The organism is Nocardiopsis mwathae, assembly GCF_014201195.1.
Taxonomy (GTDB): Bacteria; Actinomycetota; Actinomycetes; order Streptosporangiales; family Streptosporangiaceae; genus Nocardiopsis_C; species Nocardiopsis_C mwathae.
On sequence record NZ_JACHDS010000001.1, the window covers coordinates 2,918,366 to 2,938,697 of the forward strand.

The following is a 20,332-nucleotide window of genomic DNA, read 5'->3' on the forward strand; positions in this document are numbered from 1 at the left end:
TCACCACCAGAAAAACGTCACCTTCCCCCACATACCACACGCAATGCCACCCCAACCCCGGTTCGGGCCCTGCGGCCGGAACCGGCCGCGCCGCCGCCCCCGCGCCGCCGGTGGAGGCCGACCTCGGGCATGTTCGGCGGATCGAATCCGCACGCGCGCCCGGCCGCGACCGGACCGAAGCTCGCTGCGCCGCTCCACACGCGGAGCCGGCCCGAATCGACTCGGTGGAGCGGCCTGAGAGCGCTGCCCCGGACGGCCGCGCACGCACCGGAACGCATCCGCCGAACACGCCCTACTCTGGAGGACATCCCCTCGTCCAGTGGTCAAGCACCGGAAAGACGCCCCTGCAACGATGGTCACTCCCGATCAGCCGGATCCGGCGGCACCGACGCAGCGGATCGAGCCGACGTCCGCACCGTCGACCACGCGCCTCGACCCGGGGCGGGGACCGACGCGGTGGGCCACCCGGATCCTGCGCCCGCGAGGCGGGACACCGGACGGCACCGGCGCCGCCGCGGCCACCCGCCCGCCGGAGCCGCGCACGCGTGTGCTGCCGGGCGCGCGGGGCGGCGCGCCCGCGACGGCCGCACTGCCGTCCCGGGGCGCCGCCGCGCGGCCCGCCCCATGGTGGCGACGCGCCCTTGGCCCACTCCTGGAATGGTTCGCCCGCCTGGTCGGACGGCTGGTCGTCGGGCCCGCCAGCGAGCTGGACTACGCCGTCCCCGCCGAACTGCGCCGCGCCTACAACGTGCGAGGCCACATCGGCGCCGGCGGCGAGGCCATCGTCTACCTGGCCGAACCCGCCGACGAGTCCGCAGGGCAGGACGGGCGCAAGGTCGCGCTCAAGGTCTACCGCCCCGGCCACGACATCAACCGGGAGCTGCTGGACCGCCTCCGCGCCCGGGGCACCGCCGACCCGCACACGCCCGCCATCCACGGGTACGGCTACGCGCGCAGCGCCTGGGGCGAGGAGCTGGCCTGGGAGGCCCAGGAGTACTTCGCCCATGGCTCGATGCGGTCCCTGCTGGACGAGGCCCCGCTGCCCGAGGGGCGGGCACGCGACGTCGTGGCGGCGGTCGCCGACTGCCTGCGCCACTGGCAGGAGTCGCTGCAGCACAACCACACCGACGTCAAGCCCGAGAACCTGCTGATCCGCGGCCTCGACCCGCCGGTGTTCGCCCTCACCGACTTCGGCGGCGCCGTCCGCGCCACCATGAGCCGGGTGTACGGCGGGCTCGCCATCACCGAGGACTATGCCGCTCCCGAGGTCGTGGAGGGCCGGCGCGAGGCCCCGGCCGCCTGGTGGTCGCTGGGGATCATGGTGCACGAACTGATGACCGGCCGCCGACCCGAGCGCGGCGAGAACTGGCTGACCGCCCGCTCGACCGACATCGACGTCTCGGCGATCCCCGATGAGCGATGGCGGCTGCTGGCGCGCGGGCTGCTCGCCCCGGCCCCCTCCGCACGCTGGGGACACGACGAGGTCCGCGCCTGGCTGTCCGGCGAGCGCCCGCAGATCGCCGCGGCCCGCCGCCACGCGCCCCTGGTCTTCGCCGACGTCTCCCACGAGGACCCGCCCAGCCTCGCCTTCGACCTCCTCGACCGCTGGGACAAGGGCGAGGTCTGGCTTCGCACCCACTGGCCCAGCCTGCGTACCTGGCTGGACCGCGAGGTCAACGACTACACCTTCGACCGCGCGTACCTCACCCGGCTGGACCAGCACCCCGAGCACGTGCACCTGGCGATCGGCGCGCTGGCCGCGCACTTCGTGCCCGGCATGCCGCCGCGCTACCGCGGGCACGAGATCAGCGCCGAGGGCGTGCTCGCGCTGGCCGCCGGCGAGCGGAGCCGCCACGGCCTGCTGCGCGAGGCCGTCGAACTGGGCGCGCTCGACCTCGCCGCCCGCCACTGGTGCGGGCACCCCGCATGCCGCGCCGACGGCGCCCGGCGGTGCGCGCTGCTGGAGCGCGTCCAGCACGAGGTCCCCTTGATCATGCAGCAGGTCGCCACGACCGCGGACCGGCTGCGGGGCACGGGGGTATCCGCCGTCGCCGACCTCGCCGAGCACGAATGGGACTCGGCGTGGGCGACCGCCGCCGAGCTCGTCTTGGACCCCGAAGCGCCGGCCCGGCAGCGACGGCTCCTGCGCGACCAGTCCTGGCACCCGGTGCGGCGCAGCGACGCCCCGTACGCCCCGTGGTGGCGCGAGCAGCGCCGGACCGCCCTGCGCGGACGCGCCGACGCGATCACCACGGGCGCGGCGGTGGTCACCGCCGTGCTGCTGCTACCGGTCGCCGCGGCGGCGGGGAGCACGCTGCGGGAGGCCGAGCGCGCCGACAGCCGCGAACGGTGGCGCGGCCGCTGGACGGGCGCGGCGGAGGCCGTCGGCGGCGGCTGGGCGCGGGCGCAGGAGAAGCTGTCAGGCGCCTGGAGGCGGCGTCCGACCGACGGTCCGGCGTCCCCACCGCCCTGGCCCGCGTCCCCGTATGGGCCGTCTCAAGGCCGACCCCCCGGACTCCGGCAACAGGACCGGGACAGGGAGCAGGCGCGGGCCGACCGCGCGATGAACCAGGTCCTGAGGGCGATGAACGCGGGCCGGTGCCGCAGGTTCGCCTACCCGGCGGCACTGGTCGGGTTCATCGACGCCCTGGGCCGCGTCCTGCGCGGGGCGGAAGGGTTCTACCCGCAGAACGAGGTGGTCCGGGCGCTGTACGAGCCGCTCGTGGCGTTCGCCACGGGAGACCACACCGGGCCCCTCGTGAGATCGGCGGCGAACGCCCTCGGCCTGCTGCCCTACGGTATCGGCGGACAGTGGTGGCTGCCCGCCGTCCTCGGCGCGGTCCTGCTGGTCCTCGGCCGTACCGCCGCGAACCAGCGGCGCCGGGCCCGCACGCAGCTGGCCGCCTTCCGGCTGGCCGTCGCCGGGTCGGTGCTGATGGCCGTGGTGCTGCTGTCCACCGGCTTCGTCATGGTCGGGGCGGGCCTGCTGATGCCGCTCGACACCCTGTTCGGCGGCCGCTGACCCGTTCCGCCGCCCCCGGCGGTGGGGTGCGGCGACCTACCACCGGCCGATCCTTCGATGCGCGTCGCCGAGCTCAACGGATGATCCGGTGACGTCGTCGGTGCAGGGCCGGTGGCCACCCGCCCCGAGGGGAAAACGCAACGATTCTCCCCGATCGCCCACGTAGCTGGGCGTACGGCTATATGATCGCCCGGTAGCCGGAACAGATGATCCGATTTCCAGTCGTCCACGGAGCTGCGGTCCACAACGCGAAAGCGACCGAGCGAGCGAAGCCGCCGACGCCGACCACCGAAGGCCCGAGCGCATCGGCGGCGTAGCGGGCGAGGAGCCTTGAGCGGGCAGGAGACACAACGCGAAGGTGATCGAGTGAGTGAGGCTGTCGAACTGGTGGCGGGCGACTATCGCGCGGTCATCGGCCGCGGCGGGGCCGCGTTGCAGCGGCTCACCTGGTGCGGCGAGGACCTGGTCTGGGACGGTGTCGCGGGTTCGGGGAGCCACGGGGTCGAGGCTTTCCAGGGGCGGCTCATGGCCCCTTGGCCGAACCGCGTGGACAAGGGCCGCTACACCTTCCAAGGGGCGGAATACCAGCTGGACATCACCGAGCCGGAGCGCGGCACCGCGATCCATGGGCTGGTGCACTCCCGGCCCTGGACGGTGGTGGACGCCGACCCCGCCCACGCCAGGCTCTGCCTCACCCTCGACGGCGAACCCGGATACCCGTTCCCGCTGGAGCTGGCGGCGGACTACCGGCTCGACCCGGCCTTGGGGCTGACCGTGAACGTGGCCGCGCGCAACGTCGGCCCGTCGGCCGCGCCCTACGGCTTCGGGGCGCACCCGTACCTGACGGTGGGGGTTCCGCTGGACGAGGCCACCCTGCACCTGCCCGCCCGGCTCCGGCAGCCCGTGGACGACCGCCTGCTGCCGACCGGCCCACCGCAGAACGTGGCCGGGACCGACCACGACTTCCGTGCCCCGCGCCGTGTCGGCGCGACGCGGTTCGACACGGCTTTCACCGGTTTGCGGCCCGGTGCGGAGGGGAGGTCGTGGACGGTGCTGTCCGGGCCGGACCGCGGTGTCGGCCTGTGGGCCGACGCCACCTGCGGCTGGCTCCAGGTGTTCAGCGCCGACGGCCTTCCCGGTGGCGCGCACCGCTGCGCTCTCGCCGTCGAACCAATGACCTGCCCGCCCAACGCCCTGGCCACCGGCCGCAGCCTGCGGGTGCTGGAACCCGGGCAGCGGTCCGAGGCCCACTTCGGGATCCGCAGGATGGCCCCCGCGCCGGCACCGGACTAGGTGTACCGCCCGGAGAGATGCCGAAGGCAGGTGTCCGGAGCCGCCGTCTCCGGGGGTGGAGGCGGCGGCTCCGGTGCTGTCGGTGGTCGGGTGTCCGGCCCCGGGGACGGCCGGTCGTCGGGGGGTAGTAGGGGCTAGTCCGGGCCGCCGGTGGCGTCGCCACCGCCTTGCCCGGGGTCGAGGAGCTTGCGCATGCGCTCCAGGTCCTCGACCGTGTCGATGTCGTCGGGGCTGGCCACGTCGTCGCAGTCCACGGGGGTCACCAGGTGGGAGTAGGCGCGGAGGAACGGCCGTGCGCCCACGTCGCCCTCCGCCAGGGCGTGCACGCTCGGCCAGTGCTCACGCCCGAGCAGAACGGGGTTGCGCAGGTTGCCGCCGTACGTCGCCACGACCGCGCGGGAGCCCTCGGCGTAGGCCTCCAGCAGCCGGTTCACCGCCGCCGCCGTCACCAGCGGCTGGTCCACCAGGGCGATCACGACGGCGTCGACCTCGGTCGGCATCGCGTCGAGCCCGATGCGCAGCGACGACCCCATTCCGCTCCGCCACTGCGGGTTGTGCACTGCGGTCGTGCCGTCGACCTCGACCCGCGCAGCTCCTGTCACGACATAGACCGGCACGCACCCTCCCTCACACAGGATCCGCACACCCCGGTCGACGAGCCGCTCGCCCGCGAGTTCCACGAGGGCTTTGGGGTTGCCGAGTCGGGTCCCCTCCCCCGCCGCGAGCAGCAGCCCGGCCACCGGTGTGCCGTCACCGCCTGTCTTGCGTGTCGTCATGACGCGATGATGTCACGCTCGGGACGGTTCGCACCCCTGTCCGCGATATCACTCCACATGCACCAAGAGCCCGAAACCCCGTACGAACGAAGGATCCGCAGCCAGGGGTGCCCGGATCGTGGGGCCGGTTGGCCGGATCCGGCCGCAACACCGCTCCGGCGCGGGTTTCCGGCCAGGTCACCGCGTGTGAGTCCCGGCTGTCATCTCCGTGGGGACACCGGGTCCCGACGATGCCAGCGGTTCGGTGTGGATGCGCCCGGTGGTCGACCGCAGGGGGCGCCCGCTGCCTCCCCACCGGGTCTGGATGAGCTCGGCCGCGATCGAGACCGCTGTCTCCTCGGGCGTACGCGCTCCGAGGTCGAGGCCGATGGGCGAGCGCAGCCGGGCCAGCTCCGTCTCACTCACCCCTTCGTCGCGCAGCCGCGCCATACGGTCGTCGTGGGTGCGGCGGCTGCCCATCGCCCCGATGTACCCGGCACGGGTGCGCAGAGCCAGCTTCAGCAGCGGGACGTCGAACTTGGGGTCGTGCGTCAGCACGCAGATCGCCGTCCGCTCGTCGATCTGGTCCTCGACCTCGCCGAGGAAGACGTGCGGCCACTTCACGACCACTTCCTCGGCCCGGGGGAAGCGCTTGGCGGTGGCGAACACGGGGCGGGCGTCGCACACCGTCACCCGGTAGCCGAGGTAGGCGCCGATGTCGGCGACGGCGGCGGCGAAGTCGATCGCGCCGAAGACCAGCATCCGCGGGGCGGGGGCGAAGGACTGCACGAACACTTCGAGTTCGTCGCCGCGCCGCTGCCCGCCGGCTCCGTAGCGGAGGATGCCGGTGCCGCCCTGGGCGAGCATGCCCCGGGCGTCGTCGTCCACGGCGGCGTCCAACCGGTCGGTGCCCAGGGTGCCCTCGCTGTGGTCGGGCCAGACGATCCTGCGCCGCCCGAGGCGTCCCGGCCCGGAGGCGGTGGTGGCGACCGCGACGGGCTGGTGTTCGTCGATCGCGCCGATCACCGCGCCGAGGCGCGGGTGGAGCGTGCGGTTCACCGGCTCCACGAGGATGTGCAGGGTGCCTCCGCAGGTGAGCCCGACGCTGAACGCCTCGTCGTCGCTGACACCGTAGCTTTCGCGGGCGGGTGTGCCGGTCGCGATGACCTGCTGTGCCAGCTCGTAGACCGCACCTTCCACGCACCCCCCGGACACGCTTCCCACGACCTCGCCCGACGCCGCGACCGCCATCGCCGCGCCCGCTTCGCGCGGGGAGCTGCGGTAGGTGTCGATGACCGTCGCGAGCGCGAAGGTCTCACCGGAGGAGTACAGCTCCCCGACGGCCTTGCGGATGTCACGCACGTTTCCAGCTCCTCCTCCGGCCCTGGCGGCGGTCGGTCGGCGCACGCGGAACGTCGCCGTCCGCGGCCGCGTGCACCGCCCGGAATGCCAGGCTATGTGTTCCGCGACACATTCGCAGAGACCGTGATCCTCCAAAGATCGCACATGTCTCTCGTACCCGGACACAGGACCGTTCGGGGGCCGCCGACGCCCCGCGCGCGGCGGTTGCGGCCGGCGGCGGAGACGGGAGAGCGGATCAGCGCTCGGGTTCCTCGGCTTCCCCGCGTTCGTGGAGCAGGGTGCGGAACTCGGCGAGGTTGGTCTGGGCGAGCTCGCCGTCGTTGCTCTGGATGCCCATGACCGCCAGCGTCGACCCGTCGGCCAGGTCGATGGACGGCCAGGGCTCCCCCACCGGCATGCGGATGTCGACGATCTCCGGCCACTCCAGCACGTGCGTTCGGATGCCGTTGACCACGGTCACCCGGTCCTCGGCGGCGGTCAGCCGCGGCCGCGCGAGCAGGTGCAGGGCGCCCACACCGACCAGGCCCATCATGACCAGGCCGACCCGGTCCTGCGGCCGCCAGTCCACCGGGAGGACGATGGCCAGGACCACCATAGTGGCCAGTGTCACCGCAGCCAGCCCGTAGGCGACGATGCGGATGTTGCGCGGGCGCCATGTCACGGGGAGCCCCCGTTTCGGCCTGTCGACCGGCTCGCTCAACGGTCCCTCTTCTCTCGTGTCCAGCGGCGCCAACGTTCTCCCTCTACCCTTCGGACTACCCAGCTGAGCGGGGCCGGTCCGCGCGCAGTCCGCGCAGGACCACGGCGCCCTCCAGGGCCGCGCGCGCGGCCTCCCACCCCTTGTCCTCCCTGCTGCCAGGGAGGCCGGCGCGGTCGCGCGCCTGCTCCTGGGTATCACACGTCAGCACCCCGCTGGCCACAGGGGTGGCCTCGCGCAGGGCCACGTCGGTCAGGCCCTGGGTGACCGACAGGCACACGTAGTCGAAGTGGGGGGTGCCGCCGCGGATCACCGCGCCCAGGGCGACGACGGCGTCGTGGGTACGGGCGAGCTCCTGGGCGACGACCGGGATCTCGATGGCCCCGGCCACTCTGACCAGGGTCGGCTCGTCGGCCCCGGCGTCCTCGGCCGCCGCGAGCGCGCGCCGCACCATGGGGTCGACGATATCGGCGTTCCATCGGGTGGCGACGATGCCGAGAGTGAGTCCGGCCGCGTCGACGGCCGTTTCGCCGGGGTGTCCCGTTCCGCTCATTGGTGCTGGTCCTCGTGGTCGTACGGCAGTCGCCTGCCGGGGGTGGTCGGATGTGGTCGATGTCGGAATGTCGTCGGGTGGTGACGGCGCCGCAGGGTGCCCGCTCAGTTCACGGCGGCGATACCGGGCAGGTCGTGGCCCATGCGGTCGCGCTTTGTGCGCAGGTAGGTGAGGTTGTCGGCGGTGACGGAGGTCGGCATGGTGATGCGCTCGGTGACGGCGATGCCGTTGACCACCAGCCCGTCGGTCTTCTCCGGGTTGTTGCTGAGCAGCCGCACCGACGAGACGCCGAGGTCGGCCAGGATCCGGGCGCCCGCGCCGAACTCGCGGGCGTCGGCGGGCAGGCCCAGCTCCAGGTTGGCGTCGACGGTGTCGGCCCCGGAGTCCTGCAGCCGGTAGGCCTGCAGCTTGCGCAGCAGGCCGATGCCGCGGCCCTCGTGCCCGCGCAGGTACACCAGGACGCCGCGGCCGGCCGCGGCGATGTGCTCCATGGCGGCGTCGAGTTGGGGGCCGCAGTCGCAGCGCAGCGACCCGAAGCCGTCACCGGTGAGGCACTCGGAGTGCAGCCGGGCCAGCACGTCGGTGCCGTCGCCGAGGTCACCGTGGACCAGGGCGACGTGTTCGGCGCCGTCGGCCAGGCCCCGGTAGCCGATGGCGCGCCATTCGCCGTGGCGGGTGGGGATGCGGGTTTCGACGACGCGCTCCACCAGCGGCGCGGGCCGCGCCGGGGGCTCGGCCCGGCCGGGGTCGCGCTCCAGGTGGGCGACGAGCTGCTCGATGGACACGAGTTTCAGGCCGTGCTCGTCGGCGAACTCGCGCAGGCGGGGCAGCCGGGCCATGGTGCCGTCGTCGTTGACCACCTCGGCGATGACCCCGGCGGGCCGCAGCCCGGCGAGACGGGCCAGGTCGACGGCGGCCTCGGTGTGGCCGCGGCGGACCAGGACGCCGCCGGGGCGGGCGCGCAGCGGGAAGATGTGGCCGGGGCGGACGAAGTCCCCGGCGGTGCTGCGGGCGTCGGCGAGCAGGCGGATGGTGTGGGCCCGGTCGGCGGCGGAGATGCCGGTGGTGACTCCGGCGCGCGCGTCCACCGAGACGGTGTAGGCGGTCCGCATGGACTCCTCGTTGACCCGGACCATCGGCGGCAGGTCGAGTCGGTCGACGTCCTCACCTGCCATGGGGACGCAGACGACGCCGGAGCTGTGGCGGATCATGAACGCGAGCAGTTCGGGGGTGGCGGCCTCGGCGGCGAAGATGAGGTCGCCCTCGTTCTCGCGGTCCTCGTCGTCCACGACGAGGACGGGGCGGCCGGCGGCGATGTCGGCGACCGCCGCGGTGATGTCGTCCAGCCGGACGGGGGCGTCGGTCGGTGTGCCCGGCGCCGCGGGCGTGGTCGGCGTGGTCGAGGCGTTCGGTGTGGTCGGGTCGGTCCGCTCCTGGGTGACGCTCGTCATCGTGGCTCCTTGGCCTGCTGGGACTTGCTCGGCTGCGGGGTCGGCTGCGGGGTCGGCTGCGGGAACTGCGCTGGTCGTCGGCTGGAGGCGGCCGGGTTCGGGGGTCATGCGCCCACGCCCGCCGGGTCGGGCGGTGCGGGCTCGGCGGTGGAGGCGCGCTCGCGGGTCCGGTACTGGCGCATCCAGTCGCGGATCCCCAACAGGGCCAGGACGAAGAAGACTCCGTAGACGATGCCGGTGACCCACAGGCCCGACATGAGCGCCAGCGGCACGCCGACCAGGTCGACGATGATCCACACGAACCAGAAGTCGATCAGCGCACGGCTCTGGGCGAAGGTCGCGACGGCGCTGCCGACGAAGATGAAGGCGTCCGGCCAGGGGGCCCAGGACAGCCCGGTGGCCTCGAAGGCCAGCGCCACGGCGATGGTGCCGCCGATGAGCGCTCCGAGCAGCAGCCCGCGTTCGTGGGAGGTGGCCGGCCGCACCCTCAACTCGGCGCCGCCGCGGGTCTGCCGGGCCCAGCGGGTCCAGCCGTAGGCCACCAGGCCGATGAACATGACCTGCTTGAGGGCGTTACCGGTGAGGTGCGCGTCGATGGAGACCGCGAAGAGCAGCACGGCCCCGGTGAGCTGCACGGGCCAGGTCCAGATGGAGCGCCGGATGGCCAGCGCGACGGTGCCGAGCGCCGCGAGGTTGCCGATGAGGTCGGCCCACCGGACGTGCTCGCCGAAGAGGGTGAATCCGGCGTAGGCCCACTGCAGCCACCACACGCCGGTGGACACGTCGCCCATCAGGCGCCCTGCCCTTCGCGCGGGTCGGCCGGGCGCGGGTCGGCCGCGGCGCCGGTGAAGCCGACGAGCCGCTCGACGTACTTCGCGACGATGTCGACTTCGAGGTTGACCGGGTCGCCGACGGCCTTGCGGCCGAGGGTGGTGAGGTCGAGCGTGGTGGGGATGAGACCGATGGTCAGTGAGCCGGGTTCGACGGAGACGACGGTGAGGCTGACGCCGTCGACCGTGATGGAACCCTTCTCCACGACGTAGCGGGCCAGGTCGTCGGGGAGCGCGATGCGGACCGTCTCCCAGCGCGAGCCGGGGACGCGCCGCAGGATCCACCCGGTGCCGTCCACGTGGCCCTGGACGATGTGGCCGCCGAGCCGGTCGGACACCTTGGCGGCGCGTTCGAGGTTGACGGGGGACCCGGGGCGCAGCGCGCCGAGGCTGGAGCGGTCCAGCGTCTCCTTCATCACATCGGCGGTGAACGTGCCGCCGGTGCTGTCGGTGACGGTCAGGCAGACGCCGTTGACCGCGATCGAGTCGCCGTGCCGAGCATCGGAGGTCACCAGCGGGCCGCGTACCGCGAGCCTGACGGCCGCACCGTCGGCGCCGTCGGGCGTGATCGCCTCGACCTCGCCCAGTTCCTCGACGATTCCGGTGAACATGTCCGGGCCATCCCCTTCACCTGGTCAGGCTCCGGGGATGAATGCCGAGCGGCGGATGCCGCTCAGCGGACCGGATGATGTGCGCCCCACCGCCGCCACGTCCGTGGCGGAGCGGTCGGCCGCCCATCCGGTCCCACGCGTACTGCCTCCCATCCGGACTTTCACCGTCGGTACCGGAATTTCACCGGTTCAACCGGCCGATGGCTTCGGCCGGGTCGCGGACTTTCACCGCCGGTTCGGACTTTCACCGACCCCGGAGCACGCGTTTGGACAACGTCTCGGTCAACAAGTGTGCCATGAAGGAGTATTCCCGTCGCACCCCAGCCCCCGGAAAACGCGCGCGGCCCCGCTGGGGGTGACGCACACCACAGGGCCGAACGCGGCTCGCCGACCGTCCTCAACCCTGCGTTGATCTCGGAGATATCGGGGTGAAAATCGGCGCCGATACCCCACTAGCTCCGAGATCAACGGCGGAGGGAGCGGGAAAGCGCTGTCCCGAGTCCGAACCCCGGTGGCGCTCGGGTGAAGGGTGCCCGGATCGGGGGATCCGGGCGGGCTGGACGGGTTCACCTCGATGACCATGGGAAAAAATCCGGCGAAACGGGCGCGATGAGATACGAGCCCATGATCATGTCCGGGCAGACCCCTGGGCTCTCGGATCGCGGAAACCGCTGCACGCGAAGCGGAAACCCGGACTTTCGGCCGGCCCCAAGCCGCCGGTCCACCCACCCCCAACCGCCCACCGGGCCCGAACGACCGCCGGACACCGGTTTCCCGCCCCCTCCTGCGTTGATCTCGGAGATATCGGGGTGAAAATCGGCGCCGATACCCCACTAGCTCCGAGATCGACGGAGGAGGGGGTGACGTCGTCGGCGAAAGGTCAGCGGGACGACGCCTCGACCGCCTGGGCGCGCAGGGCGTCGACGGCCGCGGCCGGGTCGTCGGCGCCGTAGACCGCCGAGCCGGCGACGAAGACGTCGGCGCCCGCGGCGGCGGCGCGCTCGATCGTCTCGGTGCTGACACCGCCGTCGACCTGGAGCCACACCTGGGCGCCGGTGCTGTCGATGAGCTTGCGGGCGCGCTCGATCTTGGGCAGCACGATGTCGATGAACTTCTGCCCGCCGAACCCGGGCTCGACCGTCATCAGGAGCATCATGTCCACCTCCGGGAGGAGGTCGGCGTAGGACTCCAGCGGTGTGGCCGGGTTGAGGGCGAGTCCGGCGCGGGCGCCCTGGCGGCGGATCTCGCGCAGAGTGCGGACCGGCGCGCCGGCGGCCTCGGCGTGGATGGTGACGCTCCCGGCGCCGGCCTCGGCGTAGGCCGGGGCCCAGCGGTCGGGGTCCTCGATCATCAGATGGCAGTCCAGGGGCAGCGATGCGGCCTTGCGGAGCGATTCGACGATCGGCAGGCCGAGGGTCAGGTTGGGGACGAAATGGTTGTCCATGACGTCGACATGGAGCCAGTCGGCCGAGTTCGCGACCGCCGCGGCCTCATCTGCGAGGTGGGCGAAGTCGGCGGAGAGGATGCTAGGAGAGATCTGGATTGCCACGGCTCCGAGTCTAGCCAGCGGGCCGCCGCGACCTGCGCGGCCGGGTGGTCGCGCAGGCGCGGCCGGGTGGTCGCGCAGGCGCGGTCGGGACGGGGGCGGCGTCCTCAGCTCTTGCGCAGGAGCGCCAGGAACATCGCGTCGGTGCCGTGGCGGTGCGGCCAGAACTGCACGTAGTCGCCGGTCGCCACGTCGGGGATGTCGTCGAGGAAGTCGGCCGCGCGCAGTACTGCCGCGTCCGAGCGGCCGGCGAGCACGTCCTCGACCACGCCCCGGGTTTCCGGGAGGTGCGGGGAGCAGGTCACATAGGCGACGACGCCGCCGGGGCGCGCCGCGTCCAGGGCGCGCGCGAGCAGGTCGCGCTGGAGGGGCGCCAGCTCGCCGGCGGTCTCGGGGGTGCGCCGCCAGCGCGATTCGGGGCGTCGGCGCAGCGCGCCCATGCCGGTGCAGGGGACGTCGACGAGCACCCGGTCGAAGGCACCGTCGCGCCAGGCGGGCCGGGTCGAGTCGGCCACGACGACGCGTCCGGCGTCGCGCACCGAGCGGTGCACGGCCTGGGCGACCAGCCCGGCCCGGGCCGGCTGCACCTCGGCGGCGAGCAGCCGGGCGTCGCGCTGCCCGGCCAGCCCGGCCAGCAGTCCGGCCTTGCCGCCGGGGCCGGCGCACATGTCGAGCCATCGGGTGTCCGCACCGGCCACCGAGACGCGGGTGAGCGCGAGCGCGACCAGCTGGCTGGCCTCGTCCTGCACGGCGGCGCGGCGCTGGCGCACCTCGCGCAGCAGGGCGGGGTCGCCTTCGGGCAGGTAGGCGGCGAAGGGCGAGTAGCGGGCCGCGGTGGCGCCGCCTTCGACGAGGTCGGCGACGCTGGCACGGCCCGGTTTGGCGACGAGTGTCACGCGGGGGCGCTCATTGTGCGCGGCGAGCAGAGGTTCGGTCTCGTCGAGGCGGCCTTCGGGGTCGTCGCCGAGTGCGGCGGCCAGGGCGGACACCATCCAGCGCGGGTGGCTGTGGACCACGGCGAGGTGGCCCGTCGGGTCGGTGTCGCGGTCGGGGGCGACGACGGCGAGCCAGGCTTCCAGGTCGCGGGCGCCGACCTTGCGGAGCACGGCGTTGACGAAGCGGGCGCGGTGGTGGCCTACGACCCGCCGGGCGATGTCGACGGTGGAGTTGACGGCCGCGTGCGGCGGGATGTTGGTGGACAGCTGCTGGTGGGCACCGAGGCGCAGCACCGGCAGCACCTCCGTGTCGACGGACGTCAGCGACCGGTCGATGCAGGCGTCGAGGATCGCGTCGTAGGTTCCCTGGCGGCGCAGCGTGCCGTAGGTGAGTTCGGTGGCCAGCGCCGCGTCCCGCCCGGTGATGTTGCGCTCACGGAGAAGTGCGGGCAGGAGGAGGTTCGCGTAGGCGTCGCGCTCCTCGACGGCGCGCAGGACGTCATAGGCGGTCCTGCGCGCCGGGTCCCGGGGGGTGGGCGGTGCCGCCGGGTTCTTCTTCCCCTTGCCGCCCTGGGCACCGCCGCCCTTGGGACGGCGGGACGGGCGGTAGGGGGAACGGGAGCGGTCGGTCACGTCGGAATCAACCTCATGCCTGGAGAACAGCGCCGCGAAAACGCCGGATGCCGGAGAACGTCGGATGGCCCGCCTCGGCGCGTCCGCCTCCGGACACCGATCGGGCCACTCGTGTCGAGGATACGGCAGCTCAGCCGCCGAGGTGGTCGTCGTCGGCCGGGCGCACGCCGCGCGCCCAGTCGACGGCGGCCATCGGCCGCTTGCCCTGCGGCTGCACCTCACCGAGTTCGACGGGGTGGGTGGCGGTGCCGACGAGCACCCTCTTCTTCTCCACGGCGAGGCGGCCCGGGGGCAGCGGCTCGGCGTCGGGGACGGGCGCCACGGGGCCGAGCTTGATCCGCGTGCCGCGGAACGTCGACCAGGCGCCCGGCGCCGGTGTGCAGGCGCGGATGAGCCGGTCGACGCGCATGGCCGGGGCTCCGAAGTCGGCCTCGGCGTCGGCGGGGGTGAGCTTGGGGGCATAGGACACCCCGTCGCCGCTCTGCGGGCGGGCCGCGAGCTCGCCGGACTCGATGCCGTCGAGGGTACGCAGCAGCAGGTCGGCGCCGGAGTGGGAGAGGCGGGTGAGCAGTTCGCCGCTGGTGTCGCGGGCGCCGATGGGCTCGGTCAGCATCCCGTAGACCGGACCGGAGTCCAGGTCGCGCACGATCTCGAAGGTGGCGGCGCCGGTGACGTCGTCCCCGTGCAGGATCGCGTGCTGGACGGGCGCGGCCCCGCGCCAGGCCGGTAGCAGGGAGAAGTGCAGGTTGACCCAGCCGTGCCTGGGGATGTCCAGCGCCTCCTGTCCCAGGAGTGCGCCGTAGGCGACGACCGGGCAGCAGTCGGGGGCGATCGCGCGCAGGCGGTCCAGGAACTCCGGGTCACGCGCCTTGGCAGGCTTGAGCACCTCCAGCCCGGCCTCGGCCGCGACCTCGGCGATCGGACTCGCGCTCACCTTGCGGCCCCGCCCGGAGACGGCGTCGGGCCGGGTCACCACGGCCGCCACCTCGTGCTCCGACTCCAGGAGCAGCTTCAGCGAGGGCACCGCGACCTCGGGGGTTCCAGCGAAGACCAGCTTCATCGATATCTCGTTCCTTCACCACTGTCCGGCATGACGCTCGGATCCTTGTTCTATCAGCCGTTCCGCCCGGAACGCGGCCCGCACGATCCACAGGCGCGGCCGACGGCGCAGGAGTCGTGGGTGCCCTCTGGTACACCTGACGGTGATGACTCCGCAGCCCGACCCCGACGAGGGGGTTCTCTTCGAGCTGCCGCGTGTCGGGGACGCGGCCGGGGCGAAGAGGACCACGAAGGCGAAACCGCCGAAGAAGCGCAGGCCCGCAGCCGACCTGCCGGTCGCCCGTGTCCTCGTGGACACCCCGCTGCCGCACCTCGACCGACTCTTCGACTACCGGGTGCCCGACACCATGGCGGAGTCGGCCGTGCCGGGGTGCAGGGTTCGGGTGTACTTCAACGGGCAGCTCCTCGCCGGCTTCCTGATGGAGCGGGTGGCGGAGTCGGACTTCCAGGGCCGGCTCGCCTACCTGCATGACGTCGTCTCCAGCGAGGTGGTCCTCACACCGGAGATCGCGGAGCTGGCCCGCGCGGTGGCCGACCGCTACGCGGGCACGCTCAACGACGTGCTGCGCCTGGCCATCCCGCCCCGCCACGCGCGCGTCGAGAAGGAGAAGCGGCCGGAGGAGCCCGGCCCGCCCGCCGAGGGCACCCCCGAGGACGATGCGGCGGCCGCGGGCACCGCGGAGACGGCCGCGCCGGACGCGGAGGCAGCGGCGGCGCCCGGTGAGGATGCGCCCGCCGACGCGCCGGAAGCCACCCCGGCGACAGCTCCCGCCGGTGCGGCGGACGCCTCGCCCGCCCCGGACCCCGGCCCCTGGAGCGACTACCCCACCGGCCCGTCGTTCCTCGCGGCGCTCCACGCCGGGGGCGCACCGCGGGCGGTGTGGACCGCGCTCCCCGGATCGGACTGGGCCGACGCGGTGGCGGTGGCCACCGCCACCGCCCTGGCTGCCGGGCGCGGCGTCGTGGTCGTCGTGCCGGACGGCCGCGACGTCGCCACGGTGGACACCGCGCTCACCGCCCGCCTGGGGCCGGACCGCCACACCGCGCTCACCGCCGGCCTCGGCCCCGCCGAGCGGTACCGCCGATGGCTGTCGGTGCTGCGCGGCGAGGTCCGGGCCGTGGTGGGCACGCGCGCCGCGATGTTCGCGCCCGTCCGCGACCTGGGGCTGGTGGTGCTGTGGGACGACGGCGACGACGTCCACTGCGACCCGCATGCCCCCTACCCCCACGCCCGCACCGTGCTGTCGATGCGCGCGCACCGGGCCGGAGCGGCCGCGCTCATCGGCGGGTTCACCCGCACCACCGAGGCCACCCAGCTGGTCGAGTCGGGGTGGGCGCACCCCCTGGCCGCCGACCGGGCGACCGTGCGCGGCCGTGCCCCGCGTGTGCACGCCGCGGGGGACGATGCCGAGCTGGTGCGCGACGAGGCGGCGCGCGCGGCGCGGCTGCCCAGTCTGGCCCTGCGGATCGCCCGGGAGGCGGCGCAGACCGGCCCGGTGCTCGTCCAGGTGCCGCGGCGCGGCTACCTCGTCTCCCTGGCCTGCGCGTCATGCCGGGCGCCCGCGCGCTGTGCCTCCTGCCAGGGACCGCTCGCGCTGCGCAGCGCCCACGCGATGCCGTACTGCCGCTGGTGCGGCCGCCTGTCCGGCGAGTGGCACTGCGGGATGTGCCGCCACGACCGGGTGCGCGCCAATGTCGTGGGGGCACGGCGCACGGCCGAGGAGCTGGGCCGGGCGTTCCCCGCGCTGACCGTCCGCACCTCGGGCCGCGACGAGGTGCTGGCGGAGGTCGACGACCGCCCCGCTCTGGTCGTGGCCACCCCGGGCGCCGAACCGGTGGCCGCGGGAGGCTACGCCGCCGCCCTGCTGCTGGACGGGTGGGCCCTGCTCGGCCGGGCCGACCTGCGGGCGGGCGAGGAGGCCCTGCGGCGCTGGCTGAACGCGGCCGCGCTGGTACGCCCCGCGGGCGACGGCGGCCGGGTGATCGTGCTGGCCGGAGCCGAACTCCCGGTCACCCAGGCCCTGATCCGCTGGGACCCGGCCTGGTTCGCGTCGCGGGAGCTCGCCGAACGCCGGGAGCTGGGTTTCCCTCCGGCGGTGGCGATGGCGTCGGTGACGGGCGAGGCATCCCACGTGCACGAGCTGCTGAACGGCCTCGACCTGCCGGAATCCGCCGAACTCCTCGGCCCGGTCCCGGTCACCGCCGGCCCGGACTCCGAACGCGCCGGCACCGGACAGGTCGAACGCGCCCTCCTGCGCGTCCCCCGTGCCGACACGCCGGCCCTGACGGCCGCCCTGAAGGCGGCGGCGTCCGCCCGCAGCGCCCGTAAGGACGACCACCTCGCCCAGATCCGGGTGGACCCCCTGCACGTGGTGTGAGGCTACCTTCAGATCGCCAGATCGACCCTGCAGTGGGAGACCGCTGTTCGTGCCAACCTTGCGTCCGCTGTCACCAGCTCTGCCCCCTTCGTCGCAGCCAGCACAACGTAGGCCGCGTCATATGCGCTGATTGACGAGCGCAGCTGCCACATCGTCCAAAGAAGTGAATCCAGTGGAACGGTGGTGATTCCAAGCTGGGGCAGACGACTCACGGCGTGCGAGGCGACCTGCTCGTCGATTTTCCGTCCCAGCGTCAACCCGCGGATGGCAGAGAAGACCTCCGCCTTCACATGCTCGGGGGCATACCACTGCGTGTCCCTGCCGAGAGCCGCTCGCGCCTTGCGTCCACGCTGGTCGCTGTAGACGAGCAGGTTGGTGATCACGGATGCGTCAGCGACGATCACGCTGCTCCGCCCTTCTCCTGGAATCCCCCGTTCGAGAAGCCCATGTCCTCGTCGGGCCGGCTCGCCCTGATCAGGTCAGCAGCGTCCGGAGCATCCGGCCCGGCTCCCCCGCCCTCAGCGAGTTCGGCCTCGATGTCCGCCAGAATCTGACGGTTGCCGATGAACTTCACCTGTTGCTCGATCACGGCGAGGAGATACGCCTGCAACGACTTCCCTTGCTCTCGCGCCTCACGCATCAGAGCGTCGCGAGATTCCTCGGGCACACCGCGGATTGTTAGTACTACGCTCATGACTACATAATGCAGTCACATCGACGTCAAAATCCAGTCGTTTCCCTGACTCATTCCTAGCACCCGACGCCGAAGTCCGCCGTCCGCTGTTCGAGCGCGGGCGGATGACCCCACGGGCGACGCCCCGGCGTGCCCGCGCGTCCTCACTACCGGCGGCCGAGGCCGGCCGGGATGCCGGTGCCGCGCCCCGCGACGTCCTCGTCCGGGTAGGGCCACCAGGCGAGGTCGGCGAGGCCGGGGTCGAGCAGGGTGAACGCACCGAAGGCGGACCGGGCGCGTCCGCCGTCACCGGCGCCCGCGGAATCGGGTGGCAGGGCCAGCGCCAGGAACCCGCCGGGACACATGGCGGCGTGGAGGGCGTCGACGAGCCCGGCGGCCGGTGCGCCGCCGTCCTCCGGTGGCGCGGTGTCCACCAGGAAGAACGCGGCGGGCTCGCCGAAGTCGACGAGCCCGCGCAGGTCCAGCAGTGAGATGAGGGAGGCCGGGTCCGGCCGGTGGACCGCGGCCACGGAGACGGCCGCGTCCCCGGCCGCCCCGCACCCCCGTATCGGCACCGTGGATCCGGTTTCGACGTAGACGACCCGGGCGTCCGGCGCGTGCTCGTGCACGGCGCCGCCGATGCCGTCGTCGGCCGGCAGCCGGGAGCCGATGTCGACGAACTGGCGGATCCCCGCGTCGGCCGCGAGGTACCCGGCCGCGCGCCGGAGGAAGCCCCGCTTGGCGCGGGTGACCTCGGGAGGCTCGGCCGAGCCGGGTGCGGTGGGGCGTGCTGCGGCCCCCTGGTCCGCCGCGGACGGCGCATCCCCGTCCGCTCCGCGGCGCAGCCGGTGCTCGTCGATGCGGATCACGCGCGGGGGCGGCACATCGATCGCCGGTGGATCCTCGACGATGTGCAGTGCCCGCCGCTCGTCAGTCACGATCGCGTTCTCCGAACCCTCGGCCGGTGCCTGGGCGCGCGGAGCGGGGGGCGCGGATCGTGTCCTTGGCCCCCGGGTCACCGCCGCCGTGTCGTTAGCGCCCGATGGTATCGCGTGTGAGCTATCTCATTCACCCGACGCACGTCCACACCCTCGGCCCCGTCGTGCCCTTGACGCCGGGGACCCGAGGCATCTCACCGCAGTGCCCGGGGGTCGGGCACCGGTACGACACGGCCGTCGTCCTCGCGGTACTCCCAGCCCGGGCCCTGCGCGGCCAGCCGGGCGACGGCTTCGACCAGCCGGTCGACATGCTCCTCGGTGGTGCCCAGCCCGAGGCTCGCGCGCACCGCCTGGTCGTGCCCTTCGGGCAGCAGGTGGCGGGTGAGCAGGTGGGCGCAGAATAGCCCGTCGCGCACCCCGATCCCGTACTCGGCGGACAGCGCGGCGGCCACCAGGTCGGCGGGCAGCCCGTCGACCACGAAGGACACGATGCCCACGCGCGGGTGGTCGGCGTCCCACAGGGCGAGGTCGCGCACCCCCTCGGTCTCCGCGAGCCCCGCCCGCAGTCGGCCCAGGAGCGCCTGCTCCCGCGCGTGCAGCCGCTCCTGCCCGGCCTCGGTGAGGACGTCGCAGGCCGCGGCGAGCGCCACCGCGCCCAGCACGTTGGGGCTGCCCGCCTCGTGCCGCGCGGGCAGGTCGTTCCACCGCACGTCGTGTTCGGTGACGCTGCCGGTGGCGCCGCCACCCGCCAGGTAGGGGGTGGCGGCCTGCAGCCAGTCGGTGCGCCCGGCGAGAACGCCCGCCCCGAACGGAGCGTAGAGCTTGTGCCCGGAGAAGGCGACGTAGTCGGCACCTGTGGCGGCGAGGCTGAACGCGCGGTGCGGGACGAGCTGGGCGGCGTCGACGACGATGCGCGCACCGGCGGTGTGCGCGACGGCGGTCAGCTCCTCGATCGGCCAGATCTCGCCGGTGACGTTGGAGGCGCCGGTCACGCACAGCAGGCGCGGCCCTTCGGGGGCGGTGCGCAGGGCCTCGCGGGCCGCCGCCACGGCGGCGGACGGGCTGTGCGGCAGCGGCAGGCGGATGACCTGGCCCGCCCTGCTCCCCCGGTGCTGCCAGGGCAGCAGGCTGGCGTGGTGCTCGGCGGAGAAGACGACGACCGTGCAGTCCCGGGGGACCGAGCGGGCGAGCAGGTTCAGGGCGTCGGTGGTGCCGCGGACGAACACCACGGCGTCGTTGTGGCGCGCCCCGACGAATCGGGCCACCGACCGGCGCGCCTGCTCGTAGGCGTCGGTGCTGACCTGCGAGTGGTATCCGGCCCCCCGGTGCACGCTGGCGTAGTAGGGCAGGGCGGCGTCCAGGACCTCGCGCACCGCCGTGAGGCAGGGGGCGCTGGCGGCGTAGTCGAAGTTGGCGTAGGTGGCGCGCTCGCCGGTGACCAGGGGGATGCGGACGTCGGCTCCGACCACACCCACACCGGGTCCGGCGGTGGCGGGGCCGACGGCCGACGCGGCGCGGGCGGCCGGGTCACAGGCGGCGGGGCGGGTGGACGGGGTGGCGGTGACAGCGGTCATCGTGGCTCCTCCTGGGGCCGTC

General features: G+C 73.7%; 17 protein-coding genes and 1 riboswitch. Of the genes, 3 read left to right on the forward strand and 14 right to left on the reverse strand.

The features are described from left to right. Positions 1–352 precede the first annotated feature (352 nt). Together HNR23_RS12620 and HNR23_RS12625 are read left to right on the forward strand one after the other, a co-directional pair. The gene (locus tag HNR23_RS12620) at positions 353–3,022 is read left to right on the forward strand and encodes a protein kinase domain-containing protein (protein WP_184075769.1); all 2,670 of its coding nucleotides are present in this window, start codon (positions 353–355) and stop codon (positions 3,020–3,022) included. A gap of 366 nt (positions 3,023–3,388) precedes the next feature. Further along, entirely contained in the window at positions 3,389–4,315 is a 927-nt protein-coding gene (locus HNR23_RS12625) for an aldose epimerase family protein (RefSeq protein ID WP_184075770.1), read from the forward strand. Positions 4,316–4,449: 134 nt separating this feature from the next. Here the strand turns inward: HNR23_RS12625 and HNR23_RS12630 are convergent, their stop codons facing one another. The 10 genes from HNR23_RS12630 to fmt form a co-directional block, all read right to left on the reverse strand. Beyond that, positions 4,450–5,091 (reverse strand): nucleotidyltransferase family protein, encoded by a 642-nt coding sequence (locus tag HNR23_RS12630; RefSeq protein ID WP_184075771.1) that lies wholly within the window; start codon positions 5,089–5,091, stop codon positions 4,450–4,452. 177 nt (positions 5,092–5,268) lie between these two features. Further along, the gene (locus HNR23_RS12635) at positions 5,269–6,432 is read right to left on the reverse strand and encodes an XdhC family protein (protein ID WP_184075772.1); all 1,164 of its coding nucleotides are present in this window, start codon (positions 6,430–6,432) and stop codon (positions 5,269–5,271) included. Positions 6,433–6,667: 235 nt separating this feature from the next. Further along, the gene (locus tag HNR23_RS12640; RefSeq protein ID WP_343070538.1) at positions 6,668–7,093 is read right to left on the reverse strand and encodes a PH domain-containing protein; all 426 of its coding nucleotides are present in this window, start codon (positions 7,091–7,093) and stop codon (positions 6,668–6,670) included. Between the two features lie 94 nt (positions 7,094–7,187). After that, positions 7,188–7,682, reverse strand: a complete 495-nt coding sequence (gene ribH, locus HNR23_RS12645) for a 6,7-dimethyl-8-ribityllumazine synthase (RefSeq protein ID WP_184075774.1) — start codon at positions 7,680–7,682, stop codon at positions 7,188–7,190. A gap of 104 nt (positions 7,683–7,786) precedes the next feature. Beyond that, positions 7,787–9,133, reverse strand: coding sequence for a bifunctional 3,4-dihydroxy-2-butanone-4-phosphate synthase/GTP cyclohydrolase II (locus HNR23_RS12650; RefSeq protein WP_184075775.1), 1,347 nt, complete (start codon positions 9,131–9,133; stop codon positions 7,787–7,789). Between the two features lie 104 nt (positions 9,134–9,237). Further along, positions 9,238–9,924, reverse strand: a complete 687-nt coding sequence (gene pnuC / locus HNR23_RS12655; RefSeq protein WP_184075776.1) for a nicotinamide riboside transporter PnuC — start codon at positions 9,922–9,924, stop codon at positions 9,238–9,240. Beyond that, entirely contained in the window at positions 9,924–10,574 is a 651-nt protein-coding gene (locus tag HNR23_RS12660; protein ID WP_184075777.1) for a riboflavin synthase, read from the reverse strand. Before HNR23_RS12660 ends, pnuC begins: the two co-directional genes overlap by 1 nt. Before the next feature lie 135 nt (positions 10,575–10,709). Beyond that, positions 10,710–10,840, reverse strand: a riboswitch (FMN riboswitch). A gap of 614 nt (positions 10,841–11,454) precedes the next feature. Continuing rightward, positions 11,455–12,123, reverse strand: a complete 669-nt coding sequence (gene rpe, locus HNR23_RS12665; protein WP_184075778.1) for a ribulose-phosphate 3-epimerase — start codon at positions 12,121–12,123, stop codon at positions 11,455–11,457. Positions 12,124–12,227: 104 nt separating this feature from the next. Beyond that, complete coding sequence (locus HNR23_RS12670) at positions 12,228–13,688, reverse strand: transcription antitermination factor NusB (protein WP_184075779.1); 1,461 nt, start codon at positions 13,686–13,688, stop codon at positions 12,228–12,230. A gap of 130 nt (positions 13,689–13,818) precedes the next feature. After that, on the reverse strand, positions 13,819–14,748 hold the full coding sequence (gene fmt, locus HNR23_RS12675) for a methionyl-tRNA formyltransferase (RefSeq protein WP_184075780.1): 930 nt from the start codon (positions 14,746–14,748) through the stop codon (positions 13,819–13,821). 145 nt (positions 14,749–14,893) lie between these two features. Between fmt and HNR23_RS12680 the strand changes: the two genes are divergently transcribed. Further along, the gene (locus HNR23_RS12680) at positions 14,894–17,125 is read left to right on the forward strand and encodes a primosomal protein N' (RefSeq protein ID WP_184075781.1); all 2,232 of its coding nucleotides are present in this window, start codon (positions 14,894–14,896) and stop codon (positions 17,123–17,125) included. An 8-nt stretch (positions 17,126–17,133) separates the two neighbouring features. Here the strand turns inward: HNR23_RS12680 and HNR23_RS12685 are convergent, their stop codons facing one another. From HNR23_RS12685 to HNR23_RS12700, 4 genes are all read right to left on the reverse strand, one after another. After that, on the reverse strand, positions 17,134–17,529 hold the full coding sequence (locus HNR23_RS12685) for a PIN domain-containing protein (protein ID WP_184075782.1): 396 nt from the start codon (positions 17,527–17,529) through the stop codon (positions 17,134–17,136). Beyond that, positions 17,526–17,819 (reverse strand): FitA-like ribbon-helix-helix domain-containing protein, encoded by a 294-nt coding sequence (locus tag HNR23_RS12690; RefSeq protein ID WP_184075783.1) that lies wholly within the window; start codon positions 17,817–17,819, stop codon positions 17,526–17,528. Before HNR23_RS12690 ends, HNR23_RS12685 begins: the two co-directional genes overlap by 4 nt. Before the next feature lie 146 nt (positions 17,820–17,965). Continuing rightward, positions 17,966–18,736, reverse strand: a complete 771-nt coding sequence (locus tag HNR23_RS12695; RefSeq protein ID WP_184075784.1) for an SAM-dependent methyltransferase — start codon at positions 18,734–18,736, stop codon at positions 17,966–17,968. A gap of 194 nt (positions 18,737–18,930) precedes the next feature. Next, the gene (locus tag HNR23_RS12700; protein ID WP_184075785.1) at positions 18,931–20,310 is read right to left on the reverse strand and encodes an aminotransferase class V-fold PLP-dependent enzyme; all 1,380 of its coding nucleotides are present in this window, start codon (positions 20,308–20,310) and stop codon (positions 18,931–18,933) included. Positions 20,311–20,332 lie beyond the last annotated feature (22 nt).